The 14,594-nt window shown below is 65.1% G+C and carries 7 protein-coding genes; 3 read left to right on the top strand and 4 right to left on the bottom strand.

The window, feature by feature from the left end:
- Window positions 1–40: 40 nt before the first annotated feature.
- Window positions 41–205 carry a hypothetical protein gene (locus tag ACPPVR_RS34655; RefSeq protein WP_426611009.1) on the bottom strand — a complete coding sequence of 55 codons (165 nt, stop codon included), beginning with the start codon at window positions 203–205 and terminating at the stop codon, window positions 41–43.
- Between the two features lie 144 nt (window positions 206–349).
- On the bottom strand, window positions 350–6,787 hold the full coding sequence (locus ACPPVR_RS34650) for an amino acid adenylation domain-containing protein (protein WP_426611008.1): 6,438 nt from the start codon (window positions 6,785–6,787) through the stop codon (window positions 350–352).
- A 135-nt stretch (window positions 6,788–6,922) separates the two neighbouring features.
- On the opposite strand from ACPPVR_RS34650, the gene ACPPVR_RS34645 reads away from it, so the two are divergent.
- The 3 genes from ACPPVR_RS34645 to ACPPVR_RS34635 all read left to right on the top strand — a co-directional run bounded on the left by ACPPVR_RS34645 (window position 6,923) and on the right by ACPPVR_RS34635 (window position 12,222).
- On the top strand, window positions 6,923–10,387 hold the full coding sequence (locus ACPPVR_RS34645; RefSeq protein WP_426611007.1) for an ATP-binding protein: 3,465 nt from the start codon (window positions 6,923–6,925) through the stop codon (window positions 10,385–10,387).
- The gene (locus ACPPVR_RS34640; RefSeq protein ID WP_426611006.1) at window positions 10,384–11,178 is read left to right on the top strand and encodes a protein-L-isoaspartate O-methyltransferase family protein; all 795 of its coding nucleotides are present in this window, start codon (window positions 10,384–10,386) and stop codon (window positions 11,176–11,178) included. The genes ACPPVR_RS34645 and ACPPVR_RS34640 overlap by 4 nt, the downstream gene beginning before the upstream one ends.
- A gap of 93 nt (window positions 11,179–11,271) precedes the next feature.
- The gene (locus ACPPVR_RS34635; protein WP_426611005.1) at window positions 11,272–12,222 is read left to right on the top strand and encodes a DUF6492 family protein; all 951 of its coding nucleotides are present in this window, start codon (window positions 11,272–11,274) and stop codon (window positions 12,220–12,222) included.
- A 6-nt stretch (window positions 12,223–12,228) separates the two neighbouring features.
- Here the strand turns inward: ACPPVR_RS34635 and ACPPVR_RS34630 are convergent, their stop codons facing one another.
- Together ACPPVR_RS34630 and ACPPVR_RS34625 are read right to left on the bottom strand one after the other, a co-directional pair.
- Window positions 12,229–13,296, bottom strand: coding sequence for an endo-1,4-beta-xylanase (locus tag ACPPVR_RS34630; protein WP_426611004.1), 1,068 nt, complete (start codon window positions 13,294–13,296; stop codon window positions 12,229–12,231).
- 100 nt (window positions 13,297–13,396) lie between these two features.
- Entirely contained in the window at window positions 13,397–14,488 is a 1,092-nt protein-coding gene (locus ACPPVR_RS34625; protein ID WP_426611003.1) for a glycosyltransferase, read from the bottom strand.
- Window positions 14,489–14,594 lie beyond the last annotated feature (106 nt).

Here is a 14,594-nt window from a genome sequence, read left to right as displayed (position 1 = left end):
TCCGAAAAGAAGATTCGTTCGGCGTCCCGGCCGACGAGTCTTACTTTTTCTTCTTGGCTTTCTTTCCGCCCAGCAGCGAAAGGCTGGTGTCGACGTCCTTCAGCGCAGACTGAAGCTTCTTCTTCTCGTCGGTGAGCAGCTTTTGCAGGGCCTTGCGATCCTTGTCGCTCAGCGAGGTACCCTTGGTAAATTTGATGAAACCCATAATGACACTCCCCGGTTGAAAATAATCGTCCAAATCAAAAACGCAGGAATAATCTTGCGCGGCAGCGCCCAAATAATCAAGATGCAACTTGATCATGCACAGCTTTGGCGAGTGAACCCGTGTTCGGCGCGGACCAACGGCCGGTCACACGGCTCTCCGATCGAGCAAGCGGCCGAGCGGTGTACTGGGCCGGGCGACGGCTGCCGCCAGCAGTGCGACGAGATCCTCCATCCACGCGCCGACCATGGGGCCATCGAGCAACTCGCTCTTGTAATTGCAGGAACCGGTAATACCGGTCGGGCGCTCTTTCAGCATCAGGGATAGCCAGGTCGGGTCGATCGGGAGCACCGGCTGGCCCTCGCGCGTGACGTTCCCGATTGATCGCACCGTGACATCGGGCAAATCGAGCGGCTGGCGCAGCGGATTTTGCAGGGTGAAATAGACTTGGAGCAGCGAGGCCGGATCGATTCCTTCCTGCTCCAGATGGTCGGCCAGGATGTTGAACGGCAGCTCCTGCCGCGCATGAGCGTCGAGCACGCTCTGGCGCACCCGGCCCAAGGCGTGCGCGAACGACAGCTCCGGCGTGATTCGGCTGCGGACGATCACGGTGTTCTCGAACGGGCCGACGATCCGGTCGGTGTCCGGCTGGCTGCGATTGGCCATGGCGGTGGCGACCGAAATATCCGTACGTCCGGTCCGCGCCAGCAGCAGGGCCTTCAGGCCGGTGAGGAGACACATGAACAGCGTGCCGTTGTGCTGGCGCGCAAAGGCTGTGAGTCGGGCGACCAGGTCGCGCTCCAGGCTGAGCGGATGGTGACCGGTGGACGCGCCGGGGCTCGATTCGCCGTCGAACGCGGGGGCTGCGCCGCGCAAGGCCTCCGTCCACTCGGCCGCCTGCTGCCTGGCGGAGTCGGTTCCGCACCACCAGCGCTGCCAACGGGCGACGTCCGAGAAGGCGAGCGGCATTTTGGGCAACGGGACCGACGGATGCCCGGCCAGCGCGGCATAGCGGTTGGACAATTCCTCGAACAGCACGCCGATCGACCAGCCGTCGGCAATGGCGTGATGCAACGTCAGCAGCAGGATGTGATCCTCGGCGTGAAGCCGCAGCAGCCGCGCCCGCAGCAGCGGCGCCCGGGTGGCGTCGACCGGGGTATAGGTCTCCTCCTCGATCAGGAGCTCGATCTTCCTGCGCTCGAGGGCTTTGCGGCGCTTGTTGTTGTGAGGCTGGCCGTCGCCAATGGTCTCGACAGTCAGAACCGGGCCGAGCGTGGCGGGCGCGACGATGCGGCTGACCGGCTCCTCGCCGCTCCAGCCGAACGCCGTCCGCAGCGATTCATGGCGGCGCACGATGTCGTCGATGGCCTGCGCCAGCCTGCGCGGATCGATTGGGCCATCGAGCTGGAAGGCGAAGGGCAGGTTGAACAGCGGCAGATCGGGCAGGTTCGCCTCGATCCGCATCATCTGGTCCTGCGCGATCGACAGCGTGGGAGGTCCGCTGTCGGCCAGTCGCGGCACGCTTGTCGGAGGCTGGCGCGGTTGCGCTACCACAGCCTCATCGACGCGCCGGGCAAGCTCTTCGATCGTCGGCGCCTCAAAGATGGACTTGATGGGCAGCGAGACCCCGAGCGCGCGGGCCACGCGCGCCATCGCCTGGCCCGCCAGCAGCGAATGGCCGCCAAGGTCGAAGAAATTGTCGGTGATACCGAGGCTCTCGACCTTCAGCAGGTCGATCCAGATGTCGGACAGCACTTTTTCGGTGAAGCTGCGGGCCGGCACTGCGGCCTCTGGTCCGGCGATTTGCTGTTGCGCGGGCGCCAGCAACGCTGAGCGATCGACCTTGCCGTGGGCATTGAGCGGAACCTGGTCCAGGAACAAAAACGCCGACGGGATCGCGTGGCCCGGCAGCCGGGTCTTGAGGAAATCGCGCAGTTCGCTGGCGCTGATCTGGTTGCCCGCTCTTGCGACGATATGGGCGATCAGCCTGACATCGCCGCTCGCCTCGCGGCGTGGCTCGACGATGCCGGCGCGCACGCCCGGATGATCGGCAAGCGCGTTCTCGATCTCCTTCAGCTCGATGCGGTAGCCGCGGACCTTGACCTGGTGGTCGGCGCGGCCGAGGCATTCGATCGTCCCGTCGGCGCGGCGGCGGGCGAGGTCGCCGGTCCGGTACAGCCGGTGACCGGCCTGGCGCGCGAACGGATCGGGGATGAAGCGCTGTCGGCTTTGCGCGGGATCGTTGATATAGCCGCGGCCGACGCCAGCGCCGCCGATGCAGAGCTCGCCGACCACGCCGATCGGCTGCGGCTCCAGATTCGGATCGAGCACGTAGAGCTGGGTATTGGGCAGCGCCGCGCCGACCGGGACATTGATCGTCGCCGCCGTCGGCGCCTTGGTCAGCCGGTGCAGGGAGACGTCGTCGGAACATTCCGAGGCGCCATAGGCGTTGATCAGCGGCACTTTTGGACAATGGGCGAACCAGGCGCGGCAGAGCTCGACCGGCAGCGGCTCGCCGGTCGAGATCAGAACTCTCAGCTTCGCAAAGGCGCGCAGCATCGGCGCCTCGTCCAGGCGTTCGAGGATGACGCGGAGCAGCGAGGGGACGATCTCAAGCACCGTGATGCCCTCGCGCTCGATCTCGCGCGCAAGCAGGATCGGGTCCTGCACGACCGCATTGCCGCAGACATGAACGCGCGCGCCGGCCATGGGGCCGGCCAGGAACTGCCAGACCGAGATCACAAAGCTCTGCGGCGCGGTCTGCGCGATCACGTCCTTGGCCGACAGCCTAAGCTCGGAAATGAGCGACGCCAGATGGTTCGACAGCCCGCGCTGCTCGATCATGACGCCCTTCGGCGCGCCGGAGGAGCCGGACGTATAGATCAGGTAGGCAAGGCTTGTGGACGCGCGCCGCACCGCGCGGGCCGGCTTGGTCGATCCGAGCGCGATCGCGTCGTCGAGCTCGGCTACCAGGATAGGCTCGACCAGCGGCTCGAGCAGCGCGTCGACCATGGTGGACTGCGCACGCGCCGTCAGCAGCACGCGGGCGCAGCTTGATCCGACGATAGTTGCGAGCCGTGCAGGCGGCTGCTCGGGATCGAGGTTCAGGAAGGCCGCGCCCACGCGCTGCACTGCGATCATCGCAGCGAGCAGATCGGGTCCGCGATCCGCAAGCAGCGCGACCACCGTCTCGGCACCGACGCCTTCGCGGGCGAGCCAGCGTGCAATCGCCTGGCTGCGGCGCGCCAGCTCGCGATAGTTCAGGACTACACGTCCATCCGATATCGCCACGGCATTCGGCGTTTTCTTCGCCTGCCGGTCGAAGCGTTCGCAGAGATTGCCGCGGGTGGCGAAATTGGCAGGCATGCCTTTCGTCAGCAGCTGCCGCCGTTCCGCGTCGGTCAGGAGCGGCAGGCGCGAGATGCGCTGCTCCGGATTGGCGATCACGGCCTTGAGCAGGATCTTGAACTGCGCGGCCATGTTCTCGATCGTGAGCGTGTCGAACAAATCGGTGGCGTATTCGAAGAAGCCGGTGAAGCGGCCCTCGGCCTCGACCAGCTCGAGCGTGATGTCGAAGCGCGCGACTTTGGGGTCGACCTCCAGCCGGCGCGTCGACAGCCCGGGAAAGCGCGCGGCCTCGATCGATGCGTTCTGGAGGATGAACATGATCCGGAACAGCGGATTGCCGTCGCTCCTGCGCGCGATCTGCAACGCGCGCAGGACCTCCTCGATCGGAAGGTCCTGGTTGCGATAGGCATCCAGCGTGACCTGGCGCACCCGCCGCAGCACTTCGCCGAAGCTCGGCGCGCCGCCGAAATCATTACGCAGGATCAGCGTGTTGGCGAACAGCCCGATGAGCCGCTCGCTCTCGATCTGGTTGCGGTTCGCAATCAGCGATCCCGTCGCCACGTCCTCATGGCCGGTGTGGCGGAACAGGAGACACTGGAACGCTGCGAGCAGCGTCATGAACGGCGTCACGCCCTGGTGCTGGCTCAGCGCTCTCAGGTCGGCGGACAAGGTCTTCGAGAACTCGAGCGTGTGACGGGCGCCGTGACCGCTCCAGACCTCCGGCCTCGGCCGGTCGGTCCGCAGCGGCAGCGTGGTGACGCCGTCGAGTTGCGTCCGCCAATAATCGAGCTGCTGCTTCGCCGCCGGCGTTTGCGCCCAGCCCTGCTGCCAGCGCGCGAAATCGCGATATTGGAAGGTGGGCGAGGGCAGCGCCGTCGCACTTCCTTTGCGCGCGGCGGAATATTCGACGGCGAGCTCCTCCCAGAACAGCCGCTGCGACCAGCCGTCGGTGACGAGGTGATGGACGTTGACCACCAGCGCATGGCTGGACTTGTCGAACGAGAGCAGGGTGACTTTCAGTGGCGGTTCGCTGGCAAGATCGAACGAATATTGCGCGAGCTTGAGTGCCTCCCGCCGGACGGCAGCGGCCTGCTTGTCCGCGACGCAAGGCTTGAGCTTGATCCGCTCGAGCGGCGGCGACTGAAGCACCCGCTGCACTGGTTCGCCCTGGCTTTCGATGAAGACCGAGCGCAGCGTCTCGTGCCGTTCGCAGATCGCCCCAAGGGCTGCCTGAAGCGCGGAGAGGTCGACCTGTCCCTTGAGCAGTGCGACCTCGACGACATTATAGTTGTAGCGCGTCGGATCGAGCCGCGAGAGCACATACATCCGCTGCTGCTGGAATGACAGCGGCGCGTCTCCCTCGATCGCGGCCGGACGCCATGCCGGCAGCATCGTGTCGCGATGGGTTGCTGCGGTTTCCAGCCGGGCCGCGAGAGCAGCGACCGTGGCGCAATCAAAGATGTCCTCGAACGAGAAGTCGACATTGAAGCGTTCGCGCAGCCGCGAGCGCATCTGCGTTGCCGCGAGCGAGTCGGCGCCGAGCGCAAAGACGTCTTGATCGACGCCAACCTGTGGCAGCTCCAGCAGATTGGCCCAGATGTCAGCGAGCTGGGTTTCGAGTCCCGTGCGTGGCAGCCGCGCCTCGTCGCTATCGTCTGCGGTCGCGATCAGCTCGGCCAGTGCATTGCGCTTGACCTTGCCGCTCGCGCCCTTTGGCAGCGCCGTCACGCTGCTGATCAGGCTCGGCACCTTGTAGGCGGCAAGCCGCTTGCGCGCGAATTGGCGCAGCTGGTCCGAGGTCACCTCGGAATTCGCCCGCAGCACCACGACGGCGGCGACGTTCTCACCGAGCTTCGGGTGCGGAACGGCGAAGACGCCGGCCTCCAGCACCGCGGGATGGCTCAACAGGACTTCTTCCACCTCGAGCGGCGAGACCTTTTGTCCGCCGCGGTTGATGACGTCCTTGATCCGCCCGACGATGAAGAGATAGCCGTCAGGGTCGAGATAGCCGAGATCGCCGGTCCGGAACCAGCCGTTGCGGAATGCGGCCTGTGTCGCCGCTTCGTCATTATAGTAGCCGCGGCTCATGTTCGGCCCGCGCAGCATGATCTCGCCATGCCGGCCGCTTGCAAGCTCGCGGCCTGTTGCGTCCATGATCGCAATCTCGGGACCCGCAGCGCGTCCGACCGATCCGGCCTTGCGCAGCTCGAACGGATTGGCGGAGATCTGCGACGCCGCTTCCGTCATGCCGTACGTTTCCAGCACGGGAACGCAGAACGTCGCCTCCAGCCCGTTGAGGATAGCGGGTGCGAGCGAGGCCGAAGCCGAGCGGACGACGCGCAGCGATGACGACCGCACGCAGTCCGGGTCCGCTTCCGCCGCCGTCAGCAGCGCGCGATGGATGGTCGGCACCGCCGTGTACCAGGTCGGTTGCAGCTCCCGCATCCAGCCGAAGAAGGACAGCGCGTCAAAACCGTTGGTGCAGATCACACTGGAGCCTGCGGCCAGCGCGGTCAGAAGGCCCGAGATCAGCCCATGGGCATGAAACAGTGGCAGGACGTTCAGCAGACGGTCGTCAGCGGCGAGCGACAGCACGCGGCCGGCATTGGTCGCGGACAGGCACACATTGCGGTGCGTCAACGGCACCATTTTCGGCCGCGCCGCCGTGCCCGATGTCAGGAGGATGAATGCGTCGTCGTCGCTGCGCGCGACGCCGTTCGTACAGGCCGGACCGATCGTTGGGCCGACGAATTCGCAGCCGCCGAGATCGGTCTCGGGTCCCGGCACGAAGTCAATCACGGCAATATCAAGCGCCTTGGCGACGTCGCGACTCGCTGAGTTCATGTCGGCTCGGGTAACGAGCGCCGTCAGCTTCAATTCGCTGAAATAGCGTTGCAGCTCGTCCGCTGTCAGGTCGGGGTTGACGGGGACACAGGCACAGGCCGCCGCGACCGCGATCAGCGCCAGCGCGCTGTCGGCCCCGCGCGGCAGCGCAACGGCGATCCGGTCTGCAGGCGCAACGCCGAGCCCGCGCAGCTTGCGGACCAGATGCTCGGTCGTGGCGCCGAGACCGTCATAGTTCAGCGGTGGCCGGCTGGGAGAGAGGAGGGCGGGCGCCGCCGGCGTCTGTCGCGCATAGAAGTCGAGAAGACCGCCGATATGCGTCAAGACCTTCGTCTCGGCGTCCGTGCTGGCCAACCCTTTCGCGGCTCCGGGTACAACGTCCGACAAGTCCATTCCCTTTTGATCCGATTGGTCTATTCTTCCTAGAACTAGGGAACGCGTCCAGTCCGAGGTGAAGTTTGGGCCCCAAAATCTGTGGTTGAGGGGCCTTGAGCCCTTCGACGGAGTGAGAGTCGGGCAGAAATCACCATGCTGGAGAAAGAGCTGGAGACGGAAGGCGGGTTAAAGCGCTGGCTCGAAGGCGTCAGTCTTGGCCACTACAACGATTTGTTCGTGCAGCACCGCCTCGATCTCGACGTCATGGGGGACCTGACCGAGGCTGACCTGGCCGAGCTCGGATTGCCGCTTGGCGATCGCAAGCGGCTCCAGCGGGCGATGGCCGGGCTGCTCCCGGCTGAAGCTGCGGAGGCGCCTGCCGCGGCGGCGCGCCCGCAAATTCGGACAGAGGTCGGTGCCGAGCGGCGTCAGCTCACCACCATGTTCTGTGACATGGTGGATTCCACCGCGCTCTCGGCCCAGTTCGACCCGGAAGACGTGCGCGACATGATCGCGAGCTTTCGCGAGACCTGCGTACGCGTGGTCAAGCATTACGAAGGCTACGCTGCCCGCTTCGTTGGCGACGGCATTCTGATCTATTTCGGCTATCCGACCGCACATGAGGACGACGCCGAGCGCGCGGTGCGCGCCGGGCTCGAGATCGTCCGGGTGCTGTCGACCGCGCGCGCGATCGAGCCGCGCGGCGCGCTCAGCCACGCGCCGGCCGTCCGCATCGGGATCGCGACCGGCCTCGTCGTGGTCGGCGACCTCGTCGGCCAGGGCACCGAAGAGCGCGACTCCGCGGTCGGCGAAACCGTCAATCTCGCCGCGCGCCTGCAAGCGCTGGCGCCGCCCAACGGCGTCGTGATCTCGGCCTCGACGCAATCGCTGCTGAAGGGGAAGTTCGATTACCGCAATCTCGGTGCTCATGCGCTGAAGGGCATCACGGAAAAGGCCCAGGCCTGGCACGTCATGCGCGCCTCGCGGGTCGAAACGCGCTTTGCCGCCGCCATGGGCACGCGCCTGACCCCGCTCGTCAACCGCGAGGAGGAAATCGCGCTGCTGATGGGGCGTTGGCAGCAGGTCAAGGAGGGCGGCGGCCAGGTCGTGGTCAAGTTCGGCGAGCCTGGCATAGGCAAGTCGCGCATCATTCAGGAGATCTTCGAGCGGATTGCGGGCGACCGGCATGGACAGGTCTCGTTCCAGTGCTCGCCCTACTACACCTCCACGGCGTTCTATCCCTTCGCCGAGCAACTCAAGTTCTCCCTCGGCCTTGACCGCGAGGATGCATCTGCGATGTCGCTGGCGAGTCTGGAGACCGCGATCGCGGCCGCCCATGGTGACATCGAGCAGGTCACGCCGCTGTTTGCTGCGCTCCTGTCGATACCGGCCGGAGATCGCTATCCGCCGCTCGACCTGTCGCCGCAGCAACAGAAGGATGCGACCGTCGCAGCGCTGGTCAATCATTTCCTGGGGCTCGCGCGCGACCAGCCGCTGGTGATCGCCTTTGAGGATCTGCACTGGATCGACCCGACCTCCCGCGAGGTCGTCGACCTCCTCGTCGACAAGGTGCAGAACCGGCCGATCCTTGTCATCATCACCGCGCGCTCGGAATTCCAGCCAAGCTGGAGCGCGCATTCGCACATCACGACCCTGGTCCTGAATCGCCTGAGTCGGCAGTTGCGCGCGACGCTGGTCGAGCGGGTCGCGGGACGTGAGCTTCCCAAGGAGGTCGTCGAGGAGATCATCGTCAAGACCGACGGCGTGCCGCTGTTCCTGGAGGAGCTGACCAAGACCGTTCTCGAATCCAACCTCCTGACCGAGCGGCACGGGCGCTACGTGCTCTCGGGCCCGTGGCGGCAGCTCGCGATCCCGGCGACGTTGACGGACTCGCTGATGGCGCGGCTGGATCGAATGGGGCCGTTCAAGCGGATCGCACAGATCGGCGCCACCATCGGCCGTGAGTTTTCCTATGAGACCCTGCACGCGGTGGCCAACACGCCGGCGGAGCAGATCGAGGCGGCGCTCACTCACCTGGAGGAGGCAGGGCTGATCATGCGCCGCGGTCATCCGCCGGACGCGCTCTACTCCTTCAAGCACGTAATGATCCAGAATGCCGCGCATGACAGCCTCCTGCACAGCGAGCGGCGGAAGCTGCACGCGCGGATCGCCCTCGTGCTCGCCGAGATGTATCCGGAGAAGACCGAGCGCGAGCCGGAGCTGCTCGCCCACCATCTGACCGAGTCGGGACAGAGCGAGGGCGCCGCGAGCTTCTGGCTCAAGGCCGGCAAGCAGGCGGCCAAGAGCGGCGCCAATCTAGAGGCGATCGGCCATCTGCGCCGCGGCTTGAGCGTCGTGCAGGCCAATGCGCGCATGCAGGGCGCCGACGAGATCGAGCTCGAGGTGCGCATCGCGCTCGGCAACGCGCTGATCGCCGCCAAGGGCTATGCCGTGCAGGAGGTCGAGGAGAACTACATCCGCGCGCTCGAGCTCGGCCAGCAGCTCGATGACGACGAAAAGGCCTTTGCCGCCACGCGCGGGCTCTGGGTGTGCCATTTCATCCGCGCCGATCTCACCCGTGCACATGATCTCAGCGTCGAGCTGCTGAAATTCGCCAAGCGCGAGCGGCTGAACGAGCGGACTCAGCCGGCGCAGCAGACTGGCTATCTGATCGAGGCGCACCGCTCGATCGCGATGACCATGCTCTATCGCGGGCGCTTTGCTGCTTCACAGCATCATCTGCACCGTTGCATCAATCTCTACAGCCCCGATTTGCACTCCGACCTGATGGAGCGCCACGGCACCGATCCGGGCGTCGTCTCGCTGTCCTATCTCGGCTACCTGCTCTGGTTCCTCGGCCGGCCCGACGCGGCGCGCCAGCACAGCGAGCAGGCGATCCTGCATGCGGAGAAGATCCGCCATCCGTTCTCGCTCGCCTTCGCGCTGGTGTTCGGCGCCTATCTTTGCGAGCATTTGCGCGATATCGAGGGCACGCGCGACCACGCCAACCGCGCCATGATCATCGCCACCGAACACAATTTCCTGCACTGGAAGCAGCAGGCTGCGATCCTGCGCGGCTGGGCACTTGCGCAGCTCGGCGAGGCAGACGAAGGCATCAGCCAGATGCGCTTTGGGCTCGACGAATATGAGGCGATGGATTCCTGGCTTGCCGGCTGCTGGTTTCGTTGCCTGCTCGCAGAGGCTTACGCCAAGGTCGGCTTGCGCGACGCCGCCTTGCGCGCACTGGACGGCGCGCTTGCGACCGCGCGGCGGACCGGCGATCACTCCTACCTCGCCGAGGTGTATCGCCTGCAAGGCGAGATCACCCTGTCGGACGGCAATCCGGCCTCGGTGCACGAGGCCGAAGATCTGTTCAACCTGTCGCTGGAGACGGCGCGCAAGCAGGGCGCGCTGTCCTGGGAGCTTCGCACCGCCGTCAGCCTCGCGCGGCTTTCGCTTGAGGCGGGCAAGCGCGAGCATGCGAGCCTCCTGCTGGTGCCGATCGTCGGCAGATTCCACGAGGGATTCCTGACGCCGGACCTCAAGCAGGCCATGCAGCTCGTGCACGAACTCGGTGGCGACGCGCCCGTTCGTCAGCAGGCCGATGCGGTGAAATGAGCGATCTTGCCGCCGCGCGTGACCGTTACGTGGCGTTGATCGCGAAGCGGGAACGGATTTCCTCGCCGCTCCTGCTCGCAGCCCTCGGTACGGTCCCGCGCGAAAATTTTCTGGCGAAGGGGCCTTGGCGCATCAAGAGCGAGGCGGCGCGCAGCTACCGGCTGACGCCAGATGCCGATCCAGCTCATCTCTATGACAATGTGCTGGTCGCGATCGACGCACGCCGCAAGCTCGATACCGGACTGCCGAGCCTGTGGGCGCATTTCATCGATGTGCTCGACGTCAAGCCGAAGCAGCGCGTGGTCCAGATCGGCTGCGGGCTCGGTTATTTCTCGGCGGTGCTGTCGAAGATCGTCGGCCCGAGGGGCAGGGTGCTTGCCATCGAATGCGACCAGCGGCTTGCGGCGCGCGCTGCGAATTTCCTTCGTGATTACCGCAATGTCGGGGTTATCTACGGTGATGGATGCGCGGACATCGGCGAGCCGGCTGACGTGATCATCGTGCATGCCGGCTTCTCGCACCCGCATACGCACTGGCTTCAGTCGCTTCGTCCGCGCGGCCGCCTGCTGGTGCCGTTGACCCAGCGAGACCGCGAAGGCGCCGTCGTCAAGATCACGCGCAAGGGCAAGGGGTTTGAGGCCGAGGCAGTCCAGCAGATCCGGATCTTTCCCGGTCAGGGTCGCGGCTCGACCGCCCTCGACGACCGTGTCGCCGACTGGTGGCAGCGCGCGTCGTCGCTGGCGCCGCTGCGGTTTCGCGCGATCGAGCAGGGGCTGCCGGCGGATCGCTAGCGTTGTTTCGCTTTACCTTGATTCAGGTTGTGAGTTTCCCATCCCTCCCCGCGCTTGTATGACTGCGGTTCGAGCGCCATTTGAGCACGCATTATGCATTCCGTTGCACTGCTGACTGCCAGCTATGCCAAGGATATCGAGCGCTTCTCGCTGCTCAGCGAGAGCATCGACACCTGGCTGACGGGATATACCAAGCATTATGTTCTTGTTAACGATGAGGACGTGCCGCTGTTCGAGCGGTTCGGTTCCGACAAGCGCGTCATCGTGCCGGCCTCGCGTTACCTGCCGAAATGGCTGTGGGCGCTGCCGCCTGCGCTTCAGTTCATCAGCAGCCGACGTGTCTGGCTGTCGCTGCTATCGTCGCCCGTGCATGGCTGGCACATCCAGCAGATCCTGAAGATCGCTGGCGTCCTCAATGCGCCCGAGCAGCGCGTCTGCATCCTGGACTCAGACAATCTGTTCTTCCGCGAATTCGATGTCGGGCAATATGCCGGCGCCGAGAAGACGCCGCTGTTCGTCACGCGCAAGGCGATCGACGCCGACCACCCGTTGCACGGGCTGTGGCTCCGCACCGTCGATCAGCTTCTCGGTATCGAGCAGCGCTCGTTTCCGGCAGACGATTATGTCGGCAACGCGCTGGTCTGGGACAAGGACACCGCGCGCGCGATGACTGACGCGATCAAGTCGGCGACAGGCCTAAGCTGGGCTCTGGCGCTGTGCCGGAAGAAGAAATTCTCCGAGTACCTGCTTTATGGAAATTTCGTCGCGAATTCGCCGGAACATCTGGCGAGACATCGGATCAGCGAAGACAGCATCGCCGTTTCGCACTGGGATGATACCCGCCTCGATCGCGAGGCGATCGAGGCGCTGATGGGCGCCGCTTCGCCCGATCAGGTCGCGCTCTGCATCCAGTCCTATTCGTCGACCTCGATCGACGACATCCGGGACGTGTTCCGGCTGAACTCGCGCGACCGGCGCGGCCCGAGCTTGTCTCCCGACCACATGGGCGACACGGCCGCATTCGAGACGCCCAAAACGCGCTAGGCGCGCTTACACGTCTTTCGTGAATTTGGTCAGGACGTCCATGAACGGCTTGGGCTTGAATTCGCCATCGAGCGGCAGCGGACGGTTCGGCTGCTTGTCCTTGCGGGCGAAAGTGCCGTTGATCCAGCTATAGCGATCCGAGAGGCCCCAGGTCAGGATCGAGCGCACCGGGCCGCTGGTCGAGATCGCCGTCAGCAGGTCATCGACGCGCTTGGCGACGATGGCGTCGCGCTCCGCCGGATTACCCGTCAGCTTCTGATCGTCGACGTCGAGCTCGGTGACGTACACCTCGAGGCCCCACGAGCGCAGCTCGGTGACGAATTCGGCAAGCCCGTGCGTGTCGATCTCGAGCTCGGCATGCAGATGCGATTGCAGTCCGACCGCATGCAGCGGAACGCCCTGGTCGAGCAGATCCATGATGAGGTTGCGGTAGGCCGCGCGCTTGGCGATGAACGAGTCCTTCGCCGACTCGATGTCGTATTCGTTGATCGCGAGCTTGACGTAAGGATCGGCCGCAGCAGCTGTGCGGAAGGCGAGCGGAATCCAGCGGTCACCCAAATTCTGCGTCCAGAATGTGTCACGCCTGTCTTTCGGACTGCGCGGGTTGTCCGGGATCGGCTCGTTGACGACGTCCCACGACGTCAGCTTGTCCTTGTAGTAGGACACGACGGTCGAGATGTGATCGACGTAAGCGCGTTCGACGCCCTTCGTTTCCTTGATCTGCTTGGTCCAGTCGGGAATGTCGTGATACCAGGCGAGCGCATGCCCGCGCATCGTCAGATCGTTCTGCTGGGCGAAATCATAGATCGCATCCGCGCGCTCGAAGGCGAACGTGTGCGCGTCCGGCCGCAGCATCGGCCATTTCAGCTCGAGCACCGGCACGACCTGCGTGCAATAGGTGCTGATGGCTTCGCCGAGCCGCGGATCGGCTTGCAGGTCCCAGAGCGTGGCCGCAGCACCAAAGCCCGGGCGGCGCTGGGCAAGTTTCGCCCCCGGCACTGCTGACGCCGATGTGCCCGCTGCAAGCGCTGCGGCGCCGCCGAGGAGAAATTCGCGTCTGTCGAGCTTGATCACGTGGCGAGTCGTCCTTTCGGAACCAACGCGCCATCGTACCAAGCGGTGCCTTGCGACGCCGGGGTTTCCCGCGATTGGGTTAACTTTGCGGACGGTCTTGTCAGCGCGCCTGACGCTGCATCGCTGCTTCAGCGATCCCGTAATAGTGAAGCGCGCCCTTCTCGAGCGTGAGATTGTCGATCACATAGTCGCGAGGCGCGAAGTCGCCAGCGCTCACATGCGACCAGAAGTCACTCCAGCCGCAGATGAAGCCGGCTGCGTCGATGAACGTGCCGCCGCAGCGTGCGTCGAAATAGGGCACCGAGGACACGCTGCCCTCGTATCGCACCTTGTGCGGAAAATAGTCCGGATCTTGCCAAGGGCCGCCACGATCCCAGGCGAACACGGGAACGCCGCTCGACAGCGCCTGCTGGCAGGCGATGCCCTGGCTCTCGTGCTCGCAGAGGAAGACCATGCTGCGGCAGCGCGCCAACGCTGCCTTGTAGTCGTCCTCCTTGTAGTGGCCGTAGCGGATGACCTCGACCGTGCGGCCGTTCGCTTCGAGATGCCTGCGGATCGGTTCGATCAGCTCCGCCTCGTAGCGGTCGTGTTCCCAGCGCACCTTGTCGTAGAGCAGCACATCGACGCGCTTCTGATCGGCAGGCGCCGGCGTCCACACATCGGTCTCGATGCCGACCGGCCAGACCGTAACGTGCGGCCAATCCGGCCGGCACATATCGGCGTACCAGGCGCAGGGCACCAGAATGCTCTCAACCTGCAGGTCTTTCAGATAACCCGGCGCTTCGATCGGATGGTTGTACATGGCAACGCCCAACAGCAGCGGGTTCTTCCATGCGAACCAGTCGAGCACGAAAGGACGCCCGATGATGCAGGCGAGCTCCTCCGGGTGCTTGCGGATGTAGCCGTAACCGTTCACGCGATAGCGGATCCCGACCCGGTCGAGGCCGGCGCAGAGATTGAGGAACACGCGCCGCTGGCCGCTGATCCAGGATTGGCCGAGCAGCATGCGCCGCAGCAGCGGCCGGATGTGGCGATCACCCGGAAACCAGCGGTCGTCCCGCTCCTCGAAGAACAAATTGAGGACCATCCGCTCGCCGTCTCCGGCCGCGGGGTTCGCCGGAACCAGGGGGGCATCCGTGCCGCCATGGGGCAGGGAGGCCGGGTTTGCCCGTATACGCTCGGCAACGTCCATTCCAGTCACGTCCACGCATCAGAGAAAGCCGGGCGGCGGCTTGAAATCATGGTTTCTTTTCGGTGATCGCGGCGGCCCGTTCAAGGACAGGGCAAATTTAACGCTA

The organism is Bradyrhizobium sp. McL0616, from assembly GCF_049993385.1.
Taxonomy (GTDB): domain Bacteria; phylum Pseudomonadota; class Alphaproteobacteria; order Rhizobiales; family Xanthobacteraceae; genus Bradyrhizobium.
The sequence above is the reverse complement of the archived record's forward strand: the minus strand, read 5'-3'. Positions and strand labels throughout refer to the sequence as shown.